The sequence below is a fragment of the Flavobacterium suzhouense genome, assembly GCF_042684765.1.
Classification (GTDB): domain Bacteria; phylum Bacteroidota; class Bacteroidia; order Flavobacteriales; family Flavobacteriaceae; genus Flavobacterium; species Flavobacterium suzhouense.
Genome location: NZ_JBHUMD010000007.1, coordinates 549,427 through 570,185 on the forward strand (window position 1 = coordinate 549,427; position 20,759 = coordinate 570,185).

Genomic DNA, 20,759 nt, shown 5'->3' on the forward strand with positions numbered 1-20,759 from the left:
ATGAGTTTATCTACCTTAAGCATAAAACGCCCCGTACTTACCATTGTAATGAATGTGGGTATAATCCTTTTCGGGGTTATTGGTTATACCTTTCTTGGAGTAAGGGAGTTTCCTTCAATCGATCCGGCACAAATATCTGTTCGTACAAGTTATGCCGGTGCTAATGCCGATATTATTGAATCGCAAATTACAGAGCCACTCGAAAAAGCCATTAACTCTATTGATGGTATCCGAAATATTACCTCGTCGAGTAACCAGGGTTCTAGTAATATTACCATAGAATTTGAACTTGAAAAGAACCTTGAGGAAGCTGCTAATGATGTGCGTGACAAAGTATCGCAGGCCGTTCGCAGTCTTCCGCAGGATATAGATGCTCCACCCGTAGTATCTAAGGCTGACGCCGATTCGGAACCGATCATTACAATGACCGTTCAAAGTGCTACAAGAAATCCATTGGAATTGAGTGATTATGCCGAGAATGTAATTGCCGAAAGGTTACAGACGATTCCCGGTGTGAGTAGCGTGCAGATATGGGGGCAGAAACGTTATGCCATGAGGCTTTGGCTTGACCCTATACAACTAAATTCGTATGGAGTTACTGTTAGTGATGTTCGCAATGCGCTGAATAGCCAAAACGTAGAGTTGCCAACAGGTAAGCTTACAGGAGCTAATACAGAGTTGACCATTAAAACATTGGGTAACCTTGCAACACCTGAGCAGTTTAATAATATCATAATAAAATCCGAAGGGGAGAAGATAGTACGCTTCAGTGATGTAGGTAATGCCGAACTGGGGCCTGAGAATACAGAAACTAAAATGACCAATGATGGCCAGCAGCTGGTAGGGCTTGCAATTATTCCGCAGCCGGGAACAAACTATGTAGAGATTGCTGATGCTTTCTATGCACAGTATGACCAGATGAAGAAAGACCTTCCTGCCGATCTGGTTACTAATATCGTTATTGATAATACCAGATTCATCAAAAAGTCGGTACTCGAGGTTGCTGAAACACTGGCAATATCAATTATACTCGTAACCCTGATTATTTACCTGTTTTTCCGTGATTGGGCAATAGCATTGCGCCCGTTATTAGATATACCGGTTTCACTTATTGCTACATTCTTTATCATGTATATTTTCGGATTCTCCATAAATGTACTTACGCTATTGGCTATTGTACTGGCTACCGGGCTTGTAGTAGATGATGGTATTGTTGTTACCGAAAATATCTTTAAAAAGGTGGAAGAAGGTATGACGCCTATTGAGGCAGCTATGAAAGGTGCTAACGAGATTTTCTTTGCAGTTATCTCTATTTCTATAACACTTGCGGCAGTGTTCCTTCCGGTAATTTTCCTTGAAGGCTTTGTAGGCCGACTCTTCCGGGAGTTTGGGGTCGTAATCGCGGCAGCAGTACTGGTATCGGCATTTGTATCACTTACACTTACACCAATGCTTAATGCCTACCTGATAAAAGGAGTGCATAAAAAATCGAGGTTCTACGAATTTACCGAGCCTTATTTCGAAAAGATGAACAAAGGCTATGCAGGAATGCTTACCAATTTTATGAAAAGGAAATGGGTGAGTTTCCCTATACTTATCATCTGTATTGGTTTTATTGGATTGTTCTACACTATCATTCAAAAAGAAACAGCACCATACGACGACAGGAGTTTTATAGGGATGAATATTACGGCACCCGAAGGTGCTTCCTATGAATATATGGATCGTTTTATGCAAGAAATGGAGCAGTTGATAAAGGATTCTGTTCCTGAGAAAAAGGCGAGTCTTGTAATTACATCTCCGGGCTTTGGTTCTGCTTCTGTAAATAGCGGACGTATTAGAATTGCACTTACAGAACCTGAAAACAGGGAGCGTTCACAGAAAGAAATCGCTGCTAACCTTACCAAATGGACAAAAAAATACAGCGAGGCCAAAACAGCGGTGTCTGAGCAGCCTACGATTGCCGTAAACCGTAGGGGAGGCCCGCCGATTCAATATATTATACAGGCACAGAATTTTGAGAAACTACAGGAAAAAATTCCGGTATTTATGGATGAAGTAGCTAAAGATCCTACTTTTTCTATGACCGATGTTAATCTTAAGTTCAATAAGCCTGAAATCAATGTGACCATAGATCGTGAAAAGGCAGAAAGCCTTGGCGTATCATTGCTTGATGTTGCGCAGACATTACAATTATCTTTAAGCGGGCAGCGTTTTGGATACTTTATGATGAATGGTAAACAATACCAGGTTATCGGGCAGTTTGAACAGGATGACCGTGCAGCACCTATCGATTTAACATCAACATTTGTAAAGAGCAATACGGGACAATTAATACAGTTGGATAACCTTGTTTCGGTAGATGAGCAAAGCAGTCCGCCGCAGTTATACCATAACAACAGGTATATGTCGGCTACCGTCTCGGCCGGGCTTGCGCCGGGTATGAGTATAAGCGACGGTATTGATGCGATGGAGCGTGCCAAAGAAAAAGTGCTGGACGATTCATTTACTACCGATCTTGGTGGTGAGTCGCGTGACTTTGTTGAAAGTAGCTCGAACACCCTTTTTGCTTTCGGATTGGCATTATTGCTAATATATCTGATACTGGCAGGACAATTTGAAAGTTTTATAGATCCTTTTATTATTATTCTTACCGTGCCAATGGCAGTTGCCGGGGCATTATTATCATTGTGGTTGTTCGGGCAGACATGGAATATTTTCAGCCAGATTGGTACCATTATGCTTATTGGGCTTGTAACTAAAAATGGTATCCTTATCGTGGAATTTGCCAATCAGCTGCGTGAAGAAGGAAAAGAAAAATATGAAGCCATTATGGAGGCTGCCGAATCACGCCTTCGCCCGATATTAATGACGAGTTTGGCGATTGCTCTTGGAGCTTTACCAATTGCGATGTCATTAGGGGCAGCATCTACAAGCCGTATTGGTATGGGGGTTGTAATTGTTGGAGGAACGGTATTTTCACTTGTACTTACCCTTTTTATAATTCCGGCAATTTACTTTATGTGGTCGCGCCCTAAGAAGCACCGACCTGAATTTGATAATCTTGAAGACTAAAGCCATTGTACCTATGAGGTTTTATTTATATATAGCATTTATATTTATCACAACGCTTTCGCAGGCACAGGAAGTGCTTACGCCGCAACAGGCCATAGCTATTGCGTTAGAAAATAACTACGACATCAAACTGGCTCAAAATGACCTGAAAATTGATGAGCAGAATGTTAGCCTTGCGAATGCCGGTTTGTTACCCAATGTAGCAGGTACATTTACGCAGAATAATAATATTCAGCACCTGAAACAGACACGTAGTGACGGTACAGTTCAGGAACAGGATAATGCACATAATAACAGTATGAATTATGGTGTGAACCTGGGGTGGACCATTTTTGATGGTTTTAAGATGTTTGCCCGTTATGACCAATTACAGGAATTACAGAAGCAGGGAGAAACTGAATTAAAGCTGATGATACTGAACAGGGTTAGCGATGTAATGACAACGTACTTTGACCTGGTGCAGCAACAGCAGAATCTTACCGTGATGGATACGGCTATTGTAATCTCAAAACAAAGGGTAACCACAGCAGACAACCGATTTAAGATTGGTAAAGCCGCAAAACTCGAGGTGCTGAATGCACAGGTGGATTTGAATACCGACCAAACGAACCTGCTTCGACAGAAGGAATTGTATGAGAATACAAAAACCTACCTGAATGAACTTTTGGCGCGCGACCTGACAACAAAATTTATGGTGATCGATTCGGTTAATATCGATGATAAACTAAAGCTTGCCGACCTGATGAATATCGCTTCACAGCAAAATCCGCAGATACAACTGGCACTCATCAATAAACGGGTGGCAGAACTAAACCTCAAACAGGTTAAGGGTGCACGTTATCCGCAGGTAGCGGTAAATACCGGTTATGTTTTTAATAACAGTGAATCGAGCCTTGGATTTACCCAGCAGAGCAACAGCCGCGGACTTAACTATGGTGTTTCTGCATCTATAAATATCTTTAATGGCTTTTTGCAGAACCGTAACGAGAAGATCGCTAAAATACAGATTGATAACAGTAAAGTACTTGTCGATCAGCAAACGCAGACTATCAATTCTCAATTGATCTCGGCTTTTCAGACATATCTAACGAATATAGAATTGGTAAAGCTTGAGGCAACCAACGAAGATATTGCCATGCAAAACCTTGATATTACGCTCGAAAAATACCGCATAGGAACGATAACGCAGTTAGAAGTTCGTGCAGCACAGCTTAACTATGTAAATGCCCGTGTACGTAGTAGTACAGCGCAGTTTCAGGCAAAAATATCGGAGATTACATTAAAGCAACTGGCAGGAAATGTTACTTTTTAATCAAATGTTTTTAATATTTTATATTCTATAGAAGTATTATTGGCTTTAATTACCTCAATCCTGAGTCCTTTGAATCCAACAACATTGTCCTGAGATAAATCATATTGAAGATCTTGAGAAAAAGAATTGCGAGCTAAACCATTTATGTATTCTCTGTATGTGAATCTTGCTTCATTTCCAAACCTTCCACTAAATATAAATTCCTGTTTAAAATAATCTTTGGATGCGTCAGGAGTTGTTTGTGCTTTATATTCTATATCTTCTTTTATTGTCTCCAAAGTCAAACTTGTTGTGCCTGAAAGAGCATAGAAATATTTTGGTTTGCTTCCATCTTTTGGGATTGCTATTCCCCTTGTACTTCCAGTTGTTATAGAGTAATAAAAATCATATTTTTCAGAATCCCCTTTAAGAGCATAAACATCACCCGGTTCAATCTTTGATCTTGAATTTATTATTCTACTTCCTTTGGTGATTAATATGGATTTTGATTGATATCCACTTGTTTTTTCAATTAAAGGATTTCCAATCTCTTTTACATAAATCTTATCGGTTATTAAAAGGTCGTTTGAATAGGGATATGATTTAACAGGATTTGATCTTATGCCTCCACAAGAGATTAAGCAGTAACAAACTGCCATGATGATAATTTTCTTCATTAAATTGGAAGTGGTTTGGGTTGAGAAACAATACAATAATAATACTATATTTTAAGTTGTAAATATAAACAAAAAACCTCCAAAGCTGCCTTTGGAGGTTTTGTTTTATAAGAGAATTTAGTTTAGAAAACCAGTGTCTGTATAGAGTGAGGTTCACTCGCAACTTCTACGGCTTTACCTTCTATCCAAAGGTTGTAGTTTACTTTCTGGTCGCCTTTATTCATTACGATAACAGCAACTTTACCATCAGTGTTAATAAATCCTGTTGCACTGATAGCACTACGGCTTGGTGAAACAGCGATACGTTTAGCACCCGGACGCACGAATTTAGAGAAGTGACCGATGTAGTAATATTCATTGGTGTACATAACCTCTCCTGTTTTTACATTAGCGTGTATTGGTGCAAAACAAAGGTTGAAAACGTGGTTAGGTCCCCCTGTTTCATCAAGAAGGATGTTCCAATCTGTCCATGCAACGATACCATTATTGAAATCGTTGATCATGTTCGTTCCGTAAAGCTCGCCCAGTTTCCAGTCGTATACTTTGTTGATGTCAAATTTCTCTTTACAGCCTTCGGTAAAGATAAGGTTGGTTTCAGGATATGTTTCGTGAACCAGTTTCAGGTTGTTGAACATCTGTTCACCACCGCTCCAGTTCTCATACCAGTGGTAACCGATACCCCAAACGTATTTTGCAGCTTCAGGGTCGTTAAGCACAGTGCTTGCCCTTTGGAACAGCATATCACGGTTGTGGTCCCATGCGATGATCTTTTTATCACTAAGACCTTCTTTTTTCATTGTTGGCCCAAGGTAGTTTTTAAGGAAATCACGCTCTTCCTCACCTGTAAAGATACAAGACTCCCATGTTTGGGTTGCCATTGGCTCATTCTGGATAGAGATTCCCCAGATTGGAATACCTTCTTTTTCGTAAGCTTTAATGAACTTAGTGTAATAGGTTGCCCATGGTTGGTAGAATTCAGGCAGCAATTTTCCGCCTTTCAGCATATTTTTGTTGTCCTTCATAAAAGCTGGTGGACTCCAGGGAGAAGCATACATCGTCAGTTTGCCTCCTGCAGTAGCAATAGCCTGCTTGATCATCGGGATGCGGTACTTCTTGTCGTGGTCTACGCTGAACGATTTCAGTTCCTTATCACCTTCTTTGATGTAAGTGTAGCTGCCACTTGAAAAGTCACTACTGTGGATGGTAGTTCTTGCCAGCGTGTAGCCAATACCTTTGTTCGGGTCATAGTAGGCCTCGATGATTTCCTTCTGTTTGTCTTTTGGCAATTTTGCAAAAGTCTCCGCAGAAGCATCAGTAATCGCACCACCTATACCCATAATCGTTTGGAAAGTCTTGTTCGGGTCGACAAATACAGAAATTTGCGTTTCAAGCGGCTGCTTCAGTTCGGTGAACGAAAGCGTGCCCTGTTCGGCGCTTAGCTTTTGGCCTGTTTTTTCGGCAGTGGTGTACACTGTTACCTTTTTGCCATCTGTAGCAAAAGGATTTTTGTTCTGACCCCAAAGCACACTGCCTGAAGCCAAAAGGATTAATAATGGAATTTTTTTCATAGAATGTTGAATAGATGTTTGGCCTTTCGGCCGGTTTGGATGTTTATTTGGGTTTTGGAAATTTAAAAAGAGGTCAGCTTCTTAAGTCCCGCTATGGTTGCAACCGGGTCTTCAGCCCTGAACACATAGTTTCCGGCAACAAGCACATCGGCACCTGCCTCAACCAGTTGTTTTGCATTTTTGTCGCTCACCCCACCATCAATCTCGATAAGTGTAGAAGCACCGTTACGGGTAATAATTTCTTTTAGCTGTTTTACTTTGTCGTATGTTCTTTCAATGAAAGATTGTCCGCCAAATCCGGGATTAACACTCATAAGGCAAACTACGTCAACATCTTTTATAACGTCTTCAAGAAGCGATACGTTAGTATGCGGGTTAACTGCAATACCTGCTTTCATGCCTTCAGCTTTGATAGCCTGAAGCGTACGGTGAAGGTGGGTGCAAGCCTCAATATGCACGGTAAGGTTAGTAGCGCCAAGCTGAGCAAATGTTTTGATGTACTGATCAGGATTAACGATCATAAGGTGTACGTCAATTGTTTTTTTAGCGTGACGTGTTATAGCCTCAAGTACCGGCATACCGAAAGAGATGTTTGGTACGAAAACACCATCCATGATATCAATGTGAAACCAGTCAGCCTCACTGTTATTAATCATTTCGATATCGCGTTGCAGGTTGGCAAAATCAGCCGAAAGCACAGAAGGTGCAATTAGAGTATTTTTCATCGTGAATTTGTATGTTTAGGCAAAGATAACCTTAACTGCCTAAGCTACAAAATGCCAATGTCATAAAATTACCATTCTAAAAATCGCAATAATGTATTTTTTAGCGAATTTCTATTAATCTATATTGGAGTGGTGATAAGAAGTGTTGAGTAAAATAAAAGATAAATCGTACAATTTATTGTTTACTGTTTGCGTTATGATGTAAGATTTTCCGTATTTAATTAATTTGAGTTATGCTAAAACGGAAGGTTTAGACCAAAAAAAACTCCGGTAATCAGCCGGAGTTCAATCATCAATCAAAAAACGAACAGTTATTGAACTGTTTGTAGTTTTAAATATTTTTAGTTTTTACATACAAAATCAGACTGCCAAAATACAAATTTTATTTAAAATATGAAATCCGGGCAGTCTTTTTTGTAGTAATATGTAATTAGCCTAAATAGGTTTTAAGTATCTTGCTTCTCGAAGTATGTTTTAACCTTCTGATTGCCTTTTCTTTAATTTGGCGAACACGCTCACGTGTAAGGTCAAAAGTTTCTCCAATTTCTTCAAGTGTCATTGGGTGCTGGTCACCTAAACCGAAGTAAAGTCTAACAACATCGGCCTCACGAGGCGTTAATGTTTCAAGTGCACGCTCAATTTCAGTACGAAGCGATTCGTGGATAAGTTCACGATCCGGGTTTGGAGACTCACCTGAACGTAGTACGTCATAAAGGTTAGAATCTTCACCCTCTACAAGCGGAGCATCCATTGACAGGTGACGACCGGAGTTTTTCATACTCTCTTTAACGTCATTTACTGTCATGTCAAGCTCTTTTGCAATCTCTTCAGCTGAAGGAGCACGCTCGTTGCTCTGCTCAAGCAAAGCATACATTTTATTGATCTTGTTGATAGAACCAATTTTGTTAAGTGGCAAACGTACTATACGTGATTGCTCTGCAAGAGCCTGAAGTATAGATTGACGAATCCACCATACAGCATAGGATATAAATTTAAAACCACGTGTTTCGTCAAAACGTTGTGCGGCTTTAATAAGTCCTAAATTCCCTTCATTAATAAGATCGGGAAGTGTCAGACCCTGATTTTGATATTGTTTAGCTACTGATACAACGAAACGTAAGTTAGCTTTTGTCAGTTTTTCAAGTGCTCTCTGGTCTCCGGCTTTTATACGTTGTGCTAACTCTACCTCCTCATCTGCAGTGATCAAATCCACTTTTCCAATTTCCTGAAGGTACTTGTCTAATGAAGCAGTCTCCCTGTTGGTTACCTGCTTGGTAATTTTTAATTGTCTCATGTAACGTTTCCTGAGTTTTATGTATGTATATATTATACGTAGCGAGCAGGCAAAAAGTTACACGATAGTGTAATTATTTTTTGATTTTAACTTTTCATAAGGAAAGATAAAATTTTGTATATGATGTATTTGTTTGTGGGTTAGTGTTTTAGAAGTCAAAATTATATTGAAGGCCAATTCTGAAAGTGAAGGAATAGGGTTTACTGTCGCTATACGAATTGAAATAATAATTAAATACCGGTTCGGTATTCACCAGGAAAGAGGGTCTTATTTTATAGTATAATCCAAGTCCCAGTGTTCCCGTAAAGCTTGTTTTTTCAGCTGCATTCCATTTTCCTAAATACATTTTTCCATTTTCATTATAAGCGGTCACTTCATTTTTGTTTAGTAAAAGCATACTGCCTCCTCCAAATAGATTTACACCAAAACGACGATCAAACAGGTTATAATTCACTTCAAGGGGAATCTCAAGGTAACTTAGTTCGCGGTCAATGTTTATTATAGCGTCATAGTTGTTAACAGAAACAGTAGCAAGTTTATCAATTACGGAACCATTGGTTACTCCATCAGAGTAGTCTATCCAGGTAAAATTATCAGGTGGCATTATTCCGATTTCTGTACCGGTGGATTCCATTGTATAATTTAGCTTAATGCCATTAGCCGATTGTTTCAGTTTATACACTGAAACACCGGTGCGAATGCTTAGCTTATGATTAAAATGATAGCCAAAAAGCACACCAAAACGTGTTGTAGATTTGGTATTGATGTCAGAAGTCGTGGAATCGGTTACAACCGTTCTGTTCGGGAAGCTAAAATACGACGGGCCTCCATAAGCATATACCGAGAATTTTGTGTAGGGCACAGGTGGTATGCTGTCTTTTTTGTTTTCATCTTCTTTTTTAGCCTCTTCTGTGGGAACAGTTACTTTAAGACTGTCTGCTGCAACTTTTGTTGTATCGGTTATGCTTTCAATATTTCCATTTCCAATGTTCTTTGTTTCTATAGCCGATGAACTCGTTTTATCATTTGTAGCAGCATTATCGTTGTTAGTGGTGGCAGCTAATGATGAATCATTTATAGTGTCCGTTTTTTCAGTTCTTTGGTTGTTTTTTGCAGTAGTATTTTTATTTAAAGCATCAGAGCGATTAGCATTTTTAGACTTGTTTCCTAAAGTGGCTATATGATCTGTCGCGGCTGTATCGGTTTTTGATGTTTTTTTAGATTTTACAGGTTTGTTTTTTTCTGTATAAGCTGTTTCAGGCTGCGAATGTTTATTGCTGATGTTGTTATTTGTTCGTGCCTGTTTTTGTTTGGTTTTGACTGATGAGGATTGTATTGTGACTTTTGCCGCGGAATTTTTATGAGAAGCTTTAGAATCGTTCACAGTGTTTTTTACGTTTTTAGAAGGCATAGTTGTATTTCCTTCCGTTTTTGTTGTCGAAATCGAAACTGTATTATTTTCTGCAGCAATTCTATTTTCGCTTGTGTTGCTCCCAGATGGGGTAGGAGTGCTTATTGTATTACTTTCAGCGTTTTTAGAGTCCTCAGAAGTAACAGTAGTATTTATAGTTTCTTTACGCTGAGAATTGTCCTTTTTATCAGTGTTCTCCGTATTAAAAAGCACATATGCTGCTACCGTAATACCTGCAACGGTACAACTGATGATATACAACCAGAAGAATGGGAAAAATTTTCTTTTCTTTTTCTGTTGTTTGTCGAGGTCGGCACTGATAGCACCCCACATAGCATCGTTGGGCTGCCTGTCGAGGCTGTCCAGTTTTTCACGAATTACTTTTCCTATGTCTTTTTTAGCTTCCATGGCTTTGGGTATGCTCAGCATTTTTCAGTGCTGTAATTTTTTCTTTTAATATGGCTTTTGCCCTATGCAGGTTCGATTTCGATGTGCTTTCGGATATCGACAGCATTGTTGCAATCTCTTTATGCGGATAATCATCCAGTTGATAAAGGCAGAATACAAGCCGATACTGATCGGGCAGTTGCTGTACCATTTCGAGTATTATATCTGCCGGAATATTCATTTCTTCTTCGCCCACATCGGTGTCGCTTGTAAAGTTATCCTTTATAGGTGTCAGTTGTTTGTTCTTTTTAAAGCTGCTTATGGCTTTATTTATAGTGATACGCTTCATCCAGCCTTCAAAGGAGCCTGTTCCCTTAAATTTATCGATGGTAGTAAATATTTCGATGAATGCATTGTGCAGGTTGTCTTCAGCTTCAGCTTCGTTACGGCAATACTTGAGGCACAGAGAGAAAAGTACCCCTTTATAAAGGTGGTACAGTTCTTCCTGCGAAGCGCGATTATAATTTCGGCAGCCTTTTATGATTTGCTCTAAGTCCAAGAATGAAGTTTAAAGTGTTAAAGCTAAGTATTTAGGGTTTAATTCTGGAAAAAATAATCAATATAGCAGAATGGTTGTCCCTGGATAGATACAGTTTGGTTCTGCGGATATCCTTCCATTCCTGAAACCGGATTGAATACTATGTCAGAATGGTAGTAAGGATTACCTGCAACTGTAAAATCCTGTAAAAAATAATTGCCTAATAATGCTGAAGATTCCAGTTTAAGGGCTTTAAGGACTTCGTTGTTTATCTGCACTGTAGACTTTTGAAGCATAGCCGGCATGCTATTAGAATAATACGTGAAAGTCCCTATCTGTTCCATAGGGCCTGTAATTCCCTGAGCCATTAGCGCAACCGGCTTGGTGTTACCGCTAAATTGCAGGGCGGTAGCATTGCTGATAATGTCGCCCGTTAATTCACTATGCGACTCTATATTACCATCATTGTTTATCATAAAAACACCGATGTTGATAAATGCGCCGGCCGGATCGTAATAATCTACTGAAACGGTATTGTCTTCATACGTGTATTCATAATGATCGCCATAATTAAAAAAGGCAATTAGCCTGCCTTGTGTGTCATATTCTTCAGCGGCCGAAGCAATGATTGTTCCCTCAGGATCTTTTTTATCAATGGTATAGTTGCTCGTGTTGTAGGTATGTACATTACGCGATATAAAATTACCGCTGGCATCATAGGTGCTATCCGCAACAATGTGCATGTTGCTGTCATAGTATTTTACATTACGGGTTTCAAAATTTTCCAGGGCAGGAAAATAAGTAATGGTTTTTTGAAGTGTCACCGGAGACTCATTCGGGCTCATGTTTTCGGTATCGCTATCCGAGCATGAAGCTAAAACTGATAAGGCTGTAAAAGCCACAAGGAAATGTTTTTTCATAATAATTACTTTTTTGATTTACTCTTTAGTAATTGAAAATGAAAAAGGTTGCGTATGGTATTAAAAATATTTTCAGGTAAAATAAAAAAGCCCCTGGATAGGAGCTTTATATCTATGTTTAATGTTTTTTACTTCCCAAACATTTTATTCAATACCCCAAACACACCCCTTATAAACGTAGCACTGGTTACAGTTTTAATAATTTGTTTTTCAATAGTGCCTCCCATAGTGGAAGTTGATTGTTTTGGAGCTGCTTTAGCGGCTTTTTCCTCTGCTTTCTGTTGTTCTGCCTGTGCCTCTTGTTGCAATGCGGCTTCCATCTTACGGGTCAGGATTTCGCAGGCGCTTTCGCGGTCTATAACTTCACTGTATTTTTTAACCAGTTTTGAGGAAGCATTCAGTTGTGAGATTTCATCAGCGGTTAAAATATCCATACGGCTCATGGGTGCGCGTAGCATCGTAGCCGCAAGTGGGGTAGGATTTCCTTTTTCGCTCAGTGCGGTAACAAGGGCTTCACCGGTTCCCAGTTGGGTAATTATCTCATCCGTATTATAAAAGTCAGATAGTGGATAGTTCTCAGCGGTAAGCTTAATAGCTTTTCGGTCGGTAGCGGTAAAGGCACGAAGCGCATGCTGAATTTTAAGCCCCAACTGGCTTAGTACACCGTTAGGTACATCGGTAGGGTTTTGGGTCACAAAGAAGATACCAACACCTTTAGAACGTATCAGTTTTACAATGGTCTCGATCTGGTCTAACAATGTTTTAGTTGCCTCATCAAAGATAAGATGGGCTTCGTCAATGAATATTACCAGCTCCGGCTGGTCGGCATCGCCTTTTTCGGGCATGGTGTTATAAATTTCCGCCAATAGCGAAAGCATGAATGTAGAGAACAGTTTAGGCTTATCCTGGATATCAGTAAGGCGGATGATGTTTACATAACCGCGCCCTTGGTCGTCCATGCGCATCAGGTCATGAATATCAAATGACAGTTCGCCAAAGAATAAGTCGGCATCCTGCTGTTCCAACTCAATTATTTTGCGAAGTATAGCTCCCGATGTAGACGTCGAGATCATTCCGTATTCTTTTTCAATTTCGGCTTTGCCTTCATCGGTAATGTATTGCAGTACTTTTTTAATGTCTTTCAAATCAAGCAATGGCATGTTATTGTCGTCGCAGTACTTGAAGATCACATTTACAACACCGGTCTGGGTATCATTCAATCCCAATACTCTTGAAAACAGTACGGGGCCAAATTCAGACACTGTAGAGCGTAGTCTTACCCCATCCTGATGTGATAATGACATCAGCTCTACAGGAAAAGCTTTTGCCTCATAAGGCAAACCAATTTTAGCATGCCTTTCAGTAATGAATGGTTGTTCTATGGCAGCTTTGGCAATACCACTCAAATCGCCTTTTATATCCATCATCAGTACAGGAACGCCATTTTCAGAAAGCTGTTCTGCCAGTACTTGCAGAGTCTTTGTTTTACCGGTACCTGTTGCTCCGGCAATCAGTCCGTGGCGGTTCATGGTCTTAAGCGGGATCTTCACGAATGCGCCTTCAACAGGGGTTTCGTTAAGCATTGCCGTACCAAGCGTTATTGATGAGCCTTTAGGCTGATAACCTGAAGTAATGGATTCTAAAAAGCGGGCTGTATCTGCCATTGTAGTATTGTTTATTTAAGATTCTAAGTTCGGGATAATTTTTTATAGAAATAAATCAGAACATAAAAAAAGGTAATTTTTACATAAGACTATGTTGTGTCGGCAATAAATATTTTTGGCAAACAACAATTTGTTAAAAAAATGTATATTTAACTTTTTTTTAAACAATATTATGAAAGGAATAATATGTCTGTTGTTATTTTTTAATAGCTTGTGTTCACTTGGACAAATTAATATCATTTCTATTGATACATCCGCTGCTTGTAGAACAACATTACATAATGAATATAAATCTAAGTTTCAAAGTCTCAACACAAATATGGGGACGTTGACCAGTTCGCAGCAGAATATTATCAAGGAGATTTATAATGATGTACAGAATAATTTTTTTGATAAAATTGATAGCAACAATTTTATTTGCGATGATAAGGTTAATCCTTATCTGCAAAAGCTAATGTATGAAGTACTTGAGAAAAATGGCGTGAATAAAAAAGATTACAGAATTTTATTATCACGAAATTCTACCGAAAATGCATATAATACTGGTGACGGTACCATAGTGGTGCATTATGGTCTTTTTTTGAGTCTTGATAATGAAGATGAATTAGTTTTTGTCATTTCGCATGAAATTGGGCATCAGTATCTGAATCATGTAAAAGAAGGTATTGAAAGCTACGTAAAAGTCACAACTTCAGATGAAATTAAAGCTAAAACTAAAGCCATTGAACGTCAGAAGTATGGGAAAGCTGCTAAAGCAAATGATTTATTAAAAGATATAACATACCAAAATTATAATGTGCGCAGAAAAAAAGAAATTGAAGCGGACTCATTGGGCTTTGTTTTTTACAAAAAAACACTTCGTAATCCTAAAGCTGCCATAAGTGTTTTAGAGAAATTAAATGTTTCAGATAGAGAAAAGGATTCGCTAACAATAGCAGACTATAAATTGATTTTTGAGAAAAATGGTTTTTTAGTTAAGCAAAAATACTTTGAGGAGGAGCAAAGTTTGTTTGTTAAATATGACAAGGATAAAGGAATGGATGTTGATTCTTTAAAATCGCATCCTGATTGTGCCACACGCATTAAATTGATAAAAAATAATCTTGATGTTAAATTATCTGAAAACTACAGCGTTTCAGATAATTTTTCTGAAATAAAAAAGAATAGCGATTATCAAAACTTGCTTAATTTAATTGCACTTCAGAGGTATGGGATTTCTTTGTATGAGGGGCTGAAGCTCTATAAGAAAGATACTCAAAATGAGGTTTTGAGAAATATCATATACTTAAATCTTGTAAAGATTCGCAATTCACGAGAAAACCACACAATAAACAGATATGTGCCTAGGCGGGATAATCTTAATAATACCTCAAGTCTCAACCGCTTTATTTCTTTTATAAATAACATAAAAACCACCGACCTGGAACTTATCATTAACAATTTTAAATCTTAAAAATGAGACCTAAATTTCTACTGTTGATTTGCTTCTTTTACCTCTCTATGAGTGCTCAGATCACTAACTTGAGTAAACTTTCAAAAGGGAAATTTTATTCTTCAGATATTATTAAAGACGTAAATAATAATATAAGAGGTTATCTTTTATTGTTTGAAACTGATAAGATTGCAAAAGAAACTTATGAATTGGAATATATAATTCTTGATGAGAATCTTGCAAAAGTTACCAATGGTTTTATTACAGAAATGAAGTATGAAGGCTTTATGTTTAAAGCTGATAAGGTGCGTGTACGCGCTTCGCTGGAGAAAGATAAACTATTGCTAAAGTTTACAGATAGTTTTAATGGTGTAGAATATTATGAGAGATACAGGATGCTGGATATATCAACAAACGATTTGACCGAGCCCTTTATTTTTAATAAAGATTCCATAAAGCTAAATCCTGAATTTGACCGTAAGTTGTCTAATTTTTCGGATAATCAATCTGAAAGAATTTTACTTTTCAACAAGGTTGGGATGGTTGTGAATTCCAGAGCTTTTTTTAAAAAAGAAAATGTTACATCACGCAGGCTGGTACACTATGATGATAAATTCAATAAAGTCTGGAGCTACACCTATAATAATATTAAAGATAAGCTATTAAAAGATCTTACTTATTTGAATTCTGATCAGGACGTTATTCTTCTTTTTAATCATGAGACTAAGAATAATTCGATGTTAGACTGGAAAGAAGGGCATTCTGTAGTTATGCTGGATTCTAAAAAGGGTATACTTATAACAGAGTTTAATTTTCCGGAGATGGATAAGAATACGTACAGGGTAGTAAACTGTAAGATTACTGATGATAAGGTTTATCTTATGGGGAATTATTCTGCGAGGTCTAAAACAGGGTGGCTTGACGATACTAATAATTTAGGACTTTTTAAGTTTGTGCTAAACAAACAAACCGGAAAAGTTGAAGAAAGTAAGATTATTAAGTGGGAAACGATTAAGAGAGATGGATTTGAAATTAATAAAGTAGGAAAAGTAAAGAAGGAAGGCTATATCTACATTCATAATATGTTAATGCTTGATAACGGAAAGATAGTGACTGTAGCTGAAACATTTGAATCCGGACCTATTATTACGAATAACATGTATCTTTTTGAACTTAGCGAAGAGTTTTCTATAAACCAGATTTTTACGGTTGAAAAGTTTAGAAACAAATTTCCCAGAACTGCTGCACACTCGAGCGATATTGATAGATATGGTCTCTTTGATTTTATTGATTTTCAGGATTTAGGAGATAATGAGTATCTTTTCTTTTTAAATGATAACGAAAAGAATTCCAGAAACAGAAAAGCTTCTACATTATACGGTATAGTTTCTTATTCAGAAGGGAAATTCAAGAGACAAACGCTTAATTTAAAGACGGAAACAAGTTCTATTAAAGCTTACAGTGCAAAAAAAGGATATATAATGCTTGTAGAGAATTTTGAAAACAATAAATCATCTGAACTTCGATTGGAAAAGATAAATTATTAAATTAATATTTAAAATGAAACACATATACTTATTGTTGCTTTGCTTGTTTTGTCTTTCAATGAAGGGGCAAATTGCTAAACTGAACGAGTTTTCTAAAGGAAATTTTTATTCGTCAGATGTTATCAGGGATGAAAAAAATAATATCAAAGGCTACTTTTTATTGTATAAGACGGATAAGGTGGCGAATCAAACTTTTGGTATTGAATATGTAGTGCTTGATGAAAATTTTACCAGGGTTACAAATGGCTATATTACAGAAATGAAATATGAATCTTGGATACTGGATTCTGAAAGAATTAATGTAAATGTTGTGGGCGTGTATAATAATAAGTTATTGATTGAACTTTCTGATGAAATTGAAGGCATTGATTTTTATACACGCTACAGAGTGCTTGACTTGAAAAGTTATGAAATAAGCAAGCCCTTTGTTTATAAAAAAAATAAAATGGATATGGATCCTGTGTTTAAACGCAGCCGTATGTCTCTGGCTTATGAGCGTGAGTCTGAACGTATTGGTGTTTTTGATGGGATTGGACTTGTTGTAGATAACCATTACGAGGTTAGCAAAAACTCTCCTAAAAGGTATCTGGCTCATTATGATGATAATTTTAAGGAAGTTTGGAGGTATGAGTATAGCGATAAAAACAATAGGGAAAAAACTAAAAATATTTCATATCTGGCATCAGATGAAGACGTTTTGGTTTTGTTTAATCAATATTCTAAATATGATAAGGCTACGAATCAGCTTTCATTGTTATTTATTGATGCAAAAAAGGGTAAACTTAAAGTCGAAACCGGATTTCCTGAAAGAGAAGAGTTTAGTTACAGAATCGTTGACTGTTATATTAAAGGAGGCAAAGTGTATGTGTTAGGGAAATATGGAGATGGTAATAAGATAGGTTTGTTGAGGGATGAGGATAATTTTGGTTTGTATGAACTGGTTTTTGATAAAGCTTCCGGGAAATTGTTGGAAAGCAATTATTTTAAATGGGAAAGTTTGATGGGCAAGCTGGATATAAAAAAGAATGGGTATGTAAAAAAAGAAGGTTTGTTATATACGCATCGTATGTTGTTGAAAGAGGATGGGGGAATAATAGCGGTAGCAGAGGCGTTTACTGATGGCATAACTACTAATGATTTGTTTTTCTTTGAATTTGACAGCAAATTGGGACTTAAGGATATGCTTGAGGTAAGTAAATTTAAAAATTCATTTTCAGGAGCAAGCATTACGGCAGAAACCATAAGGGCACGTGGTTATTTTGACTTTATGGATTGTCAGGATCTTGGCGATGATGAATATTTGTTTTTCTTTAATGATAACGAAAAGAATGTAAAAAACAGAAAATCAGCTACATTATATGGTGTAGTTTCTTATTCAGGTGGGAAATTTAAAAAACAAACAATTAACTTAAAGACAGATAAAAGTGCTATCCGTGCTTACAGTGCAAAAAAAGGATATCTTTTACTTATAGAAAATTTTGATGGCAATAAGTCTTCAGAGTTTAGGCTTGAAAAGATAAATTACTAAACTAAATATTTAAAATGAGACAGATATACTTGCTGGTGTTTTCTTTGTTTTGCCTTTTTTCCATGAATGGACAAATTGCTAAACTTAATGAGTTTTCTAAAGGCAAACTATACTCTACATCTATTATTAAAGATAGCAGAAATAATATAAAAGGGTATTTTCTTCTTTTTATGTCTGATAAGATAGCTAAAGAAACTTATGAGCTTGAATATGTGGTTCTTGACGAAAATCTGGTAAAAGTTACAAACGGCTTTATTTCAGAAATGAAATATGAATCGTGGCTAATAAAAGCAGAGGGGGTTAAAGTCAATGCAACTTTGAGCGAAGATAACAAGTTATTACTTGATTTCAGGGATAATGTAACATCTGATGGTTTTATATCTGCATATGGATTTGATTTTGGGCGATATAGGATTCTTGATCTTAAAACCAATGAACTAAGTCAGCCGTTTATTTTTAACAACAACGAATTATTTGTTAATCCTGTTTTTGATAGAAAAAATACAAATTGGAAAAAAAATCAAACGGAGTATTTTCAACCTTATGATAAAGTTGGTCTGGTAGTTAATGTAGAAGGCCTTTTAAACGAAGAAGATGTTACGGAAAGGTATTTAAAGTGCTATGATGGCGATTTAAAAGAAAAATGGAAATATGTATATCAGGTTAACCCGAAAAATGACTTAAAAAGACTGATTTACCTTAAATCAGATGAGGATGTTATAGTGATGCTTAATCAAAAAGCAAAGGTGAGAGGAAAAATATATGTTGAGTATAAGCGTGGATTTTCTATTTTATTAGTTGATTCTAAAACCGGAAAACAACAAAGTGAATTTGTCTATCCTGAAATTGACAAATACAGCTATACCATGGAATGTAAGCTCACAAAAGATAAGATATATCTTATGGGGAATTATTATGCAGGGAAGCTGGTTGACGATGTTAAGAATATTGGCTGGTATTGTTTTGTGCTGGATAAGTCAACCGGAAATTTATTAAGTAAGGATTATTTAAAATGGGAGAGTCTTGCAGGCAAACTGGACATCACTAAAAAAGGATACGTAAAAAAAGAAGGGTATTTATATACTCATAATATGCTCTTGCAGGAAAATGGAGACGTAATAGTTGTTACAGAAGCATTCATTAATAAGCCCGTAACAACAAATAATCTGTATTTTTTTAAGCTCGATAATAAGCTGGCTTTTAAAGAGGTTTTTGAAGTGTCTAAATTCAGGAATAAATTATCAGGGTCTAATGCGTTTTCCGGAACAATTAAGAGGGCCGGAGCATTCGATTTTATAGACTATCAGGATTTGGGTGATAATGAGTATTTGTTTTTCTTTAATGATAATGAGAAGAAATCAAATAAAAAGAAAAAAAGCACTCATTATGGTATAGTATCCTACTCTGATGGGGAATTTAAAAAGCAAACATTAGAACTTAAGACAGAGACAAGCACAATAAGTGCTTATAATGCTAAACAAGGCTATATTTTATTAGTAGAAGATTTTGAAGGACAAAAACCTTTAGAATATAGGCTTGAAAAGATTAATTATTAGAATGAGCGCATCTAAAAGATGACTCTTAATTAAAAAAATTATACTAAACCTGTTCATTAGATTGAGCAGGTTTTTTTGTTCCATTATTTTGAAGCAAAATTTAAAAACTGATTTCTACTTCGTTCTGCATTTTCTGAAGGTAAAATTCAACCTTCTGATGTCCGCGGTTAAAGAATAATTTTCTGTCGCGCGTACCCGACTGGTTCAGCGATTTTGAACTGCGAACCTGATGCTTAAAAAAGTCAAGTGCATTTTGGCAGGTTGTTATATCGGAAGTTATAAAATAACCTAACATGGTGTAGGGCACAAATAAAGATTGCTGTTGTTTCGCAGAAAGCAAAACATTGTTATTTAAAATCAGTAGTTCATTGTAGTAAAGGTTAAAGCCTGTATCAGTTTTACTGCAACGTTCTTCAGCGGTAGTAAGAATCTTTTTCAGGTCTTCGCACAAGGCTATGGCATTGGGCAGGGAGAGCAGCCCCGACTGAAAGAAATAATATACCTGTTGCAGTGTACTGTTTATGGTAGTGTCGTTCCACACCTCGTTTACTTCCACTTTGTCGTAAACAGCTTTAAGTCCTGAACTATATTCAATTAGTGAACTGTTTATGGAAAAATTCTCAAAGCTGTCCTGGTTTTGCGTACCCGATAGCAGGTTGAGCCATACATATAATTTGAATTTAGATAGCAGTGTTCCGCCTATGGTATAAAATAGAGGGATGTCCTTCGCTGAATAATACATAACGGTATCAGGCATATGAAGGTAGTCTTTCAGTTTTTCGGACGACTCTTTAAAATAGTTTTCCATATCCTGCATGGAGCGTATCTCACTTGTCTTTTGCACTATTACATTTTCCTCACCGGTAAAAAGCGAATCCATTGATAACGAATAATGCCTGCATAGCGCTATGGTTTCTTCAATAGAAAACTTACTCTTTTGTGATACACGCCTGTGCGAAGCATCATAGCTGATGTTGAGTATTGCAGCAATCTCATCAATTAATGAAACTGATTTTTCCAGCTTCTGCCGTATGGCTTTCAGCAATTTATCCTGGTTATCCATATTTGCGATTTTCACAAATATAATATTTAATATTATTCATTTCCACAACTTTAATTGTTTTAATCACAATAAGTTTGATATGA

At 37.0% G+C, this 20,759-nt stretch carries 15 protein-coding genes; 6 read left to right on the forward strand and 9 right to left on the reverse strand.

Going from position 1 to position 20,759, the window contains the following annotated elements:
• Together ACFSR3_RS07775 and ACFSR3_RS07780 are read left to right on the forward strand one after the other, a co-directional pair.
• The gene (locus tag ACFSR3_RS07775) at positions 1-3,075 is read left to right on the forward strand and encodes an efflux RND transporter permease subunit (RefSeq protein ID WP_379820455.1); all 3,075 of its coding nucleotides are present in this window, start codon (positions 1-3) and stop codon (positions 3,073-3,075) included.
• Positions 3,076-3,088: 13 nt separating this feature from the next.
• A complete protein-coding gene (locus ACFSR3_RS07780) occupies positions 3,089-4,387 on the forward strand; it encodes a TolC family protein (protein ID WP_379820456.1) in 1,299 nt (432 codons plus the stop codon).
• Here the strand turns inward: ACFSR3_RS07780 and ACFSR3_RS07785 are convergent.
• The 8 genes from ACFSR3_RS07785 to ACFSR3_RS07820 all read right to left on the reverse strand — a co-directional run bounded on the left by ACFSR3_RS07785 (position 4,384) and on the right by ACFSR3_RS07820 (position 13,550).
• Positions 4,384-5,043: a hypothetical protein gene (locus tag ACFSR3_RS07785; RefSeq protein WP_379820457.1), complete on the reverse strand. Its 660-nt coding sequence runs from the start codon at positions 5,041-5,043 to the stop codon at positions 4,384-4,386. The two genes, ACFSR3_RS07780 and ACFSR3_RS07785, sit on opposite strands and share 4 nt — an antisense overlap.
• 122 nt (positions 5,044-5,165) lie before the next feature.
• Entirely contained in the window at positions 5,166-6,611 is a 1,446-nt protein-coding gene (locus tag ACFSR3_RS07790) for a glycoside hydrolase family 30 protein (RefSeq protein ID WP_379820458.1), read from the reverse strand.
• Positions 6,612-6,673: 62 nt separating this feature from the next.
• Complete coding sequence (rpe, locus tag ACFSR3_RS07795) at positions 6,674-7,336, reverse strand: ribulose-phosphate 3-epimerase (protein ID WP_379820459.1); 663 nt, start codon at positions 7,334-7,336, stop codon at positions 6,674-6,676.
• A 430-nt stretch (positions 7,337-7,766) separates the two neighbouring features.
• Positions 7,767-8,630, reverse strand: a complete 864-nt coding sequence (locus ACFSR3_RS07800) for a sigma-70 family RNA polymerase sigma factor (RefSeq protein WP_020212501.1) — start codon at positions 8,628-8,630, stop codon at positions 7,767-7,769.
• 148 nt (positions 8,631-8,778) lie between these two features.
• A complete protein-coding gene (locus ACFSR3_RS07805) occupies positions 8,779-10,470 on the reverse strand; it encodes a hypothetical protein (protein WP_379820460.1) in 1,692 nt (563 codons plus the stop codon).
• Positions 10,439-10,987 carry an RNA polymerase sigma factor gene (locus ACFSR3_RS07810; protein WP_379820461.1) on the reverse strand — a complete coding sequence of 183 codons (549 nt, stop codon included), beginning with the start codon at positions 10,985-10,987 and terminating at the stop codon, positions 10,439-10,441. Before ACFSR3_RS07810 ends, ACFSR3_RS07805 begins: the two co-directional genes overlap by 32 nt.
• 38 nt (positions 10,988-11,025) lie before the next feature.
• Positions 11,026-11,886, reverse strand: a complete 861-nt coding sequence (locus tag ACFSR3_RS07815; RefSeq protein ID WP_379820462.1) for a hypothetical protein — start codon at positions 11,884-11,886, stop codon at positions 11,026-11,028.
• Positions 11,887-12,014: 128 nt separating this feature from the next.
• The gene (locus ACFSR3_RS07820; RefSeq protein ID WP_379820463.1) at positions 12,015-13,550 is read right to left on the reverse strand and encodes a helicase HerA-like domain-containing protein; all 1,536 of its coding nucleotides are present in this window, start codon (positions 13,548-13,550) and stop codon (positions 12,015-12,017) included.
• Positions 13,551-13,722: 172 nt separating this feature from the next.
• Between ACFSR3_RS07820 and ACFSR3_RS07825 the strand changes: the two genes are divergently transcribed.
• Genes ACFSR3_RS07825 through ACFSR3_RS07840 form a run of 4 tightly spaced genes read left to right on the forward strand, consistent with a single transcriptional unit; the run spans position 13,723 to position 19,613 of the window.
• Positions 13,723-15,003: a M48 family metallopeptidase gene (locus tag ACFSR3_RS07825; RefSeq protein ID WP_379820464.1), complete on the forward strand. Its 1,281-nt coding sequence runs from the start codon at positions 13,723-13,725 to the stop codon at positions 15,001-15,003.
• Positions 15,004-15,005: 2 nt separating this feature from the next.
• Positions 15,006-16,529: a DUF6770 family protein gene (locus ACFSR3_RS07830; protein WP_379820465.1), complete on the forward strand. Its 1,524-nt coding sequence runs from the start codon at positions 15,006-15,008 to the stop codon at positions 16,527-16,529.
• A gap of 13 nt (positions 16,530-16,542) precedes the next feature.
• On the forward strand, positions 16,543-18,057 hold the full coding sequence (locus ACFSR3_RS07835; RefSeq protein WP_379820466.1) for a DUF6770 family protein: 1,515 nt from the start codon (positions 16,543-16,545) through the stop codon (positions 18,055-18,057).
• A 14-nt stretch (positions 18,058-18,071) separates the two neighbouring features.
• On the forward strand, positions 18,072-19,613 hold the full coding sequence (locus ACFSR3_RS07840; RefSeq protein ID WP_379820467.1) for a DUF6770 family protein: 1,542 nt from the start codon (positions 18,072-18,074) through the stop codon (positions 19,611-19,613).
• Positions 19,614-19,713: 100 nt separating this feature from the next.
• Here ACFSR3_RS07840 and ACFSR3_RS07845 read toward each other — a convergent pair whose 3' ends face one another.
• The gene (locus ACFSR3_RS07845; RefSeq protein WP_379820468.1) at positions 19,714-20,691 is read right to left on the reverse strand and encodes a hypothetical protein; all 978 of its coding nucleotides are present in this window, start codon (positions 20,689-20,691) and stop codon (positions 19,714-19,716) included.
• Positions 20,692-20,759: the final 68 nt, after the last annotated feature.

Coding starts and splice junctions, on each gene's coding strand:
- ACFSR3_RS07775 (WP_379820455.1), top strand. CDS start 1: ATGAGTTTATCTACCTTAAGCATAAAACGCCCCGTACTTACCATTGTA.
- ACFSR3_RS07780 (WP_379820456.1), top strand. CDS start 3,089: ATGAGGTTTTATTTATATATAGCATTTATATTTATCACAACGCTTTCG.
- ACFSR3_RS07785 (WP_379820457.1), bottom strand. CDS start 5,043: ATGAAGAAAATTATCATCATGGCAGTTTGTTACTGCTTAATCTCTTGT.
- ACFSR3_RS07790 (WP_379820458.1), bottom strand. CDS start 6,611: ATGAAAAAAATTCCATTATTAATCCTTTTGGCTTCAGGCAGTGTGCTT.
- rpe (WP_379820459.1), bottom strand. CDS start 7,336: ATGAAAAATACTCTAATTGCACCTTCTGTGCTTTCGGCTGATTTTGCC.
- ACFSR3_RS07800 (WP_020212501.1), bottom strand. CDS start 8,630: ATGAGACAATTAAAAATTACCAAGCAGGTAACCAACAGGGAGACTGCT.
- ACFSR3_RS07805 (WP_379820460.1), bottom strand. CDS start 10,470: ATGCTGAGCATACCCAAAGCCATGGAAGCTAAAAAAGACATAGGAAAA.
- ACFSR3_RS07815 (WP_379820462.1), bottom strand. CDS start 11,886: ATGAAAAAACATTTCCTTGTGGCTTTTACAGCCTTATCAGTTTTAGCT.
- ACFSR3_RS07820 (WP_379820463.1), bottom strand. CDS start 13,550: ATGGCAGATACAGCCCGCTTTTTAGAATCCATTACTTCAGGTTATCAG.
- ACFSR3_RS07825 (WP_379820464.1), top strand. CDS start 13,723: ATGAAAGGAATAATATGTCTGTTGTTATTTTTTAATAGCTTGTGTTCA.
- ACFSR3_RS07830 (WP_379820465.1), top strand. CDS start 15,006: ATGAGACCTAAATTTCTACTGTTGATTTGCTTCTTTTACCTCTCTATG.
- ACFSR3_RS07835 (WP_379820466.1), top strand. CDS start 16,543: ATGAAACACATATACTTATTGTTGCTTTGCTTGTTTTGTCTTTCAATG.
- ACFSR3_RS07840 (WP_379820467.1), top strand. CDS start 18,072: ATGAGACAGATATACTTGCTGGTGTTTTCTTTGTTTTGCCTTTTTTCC.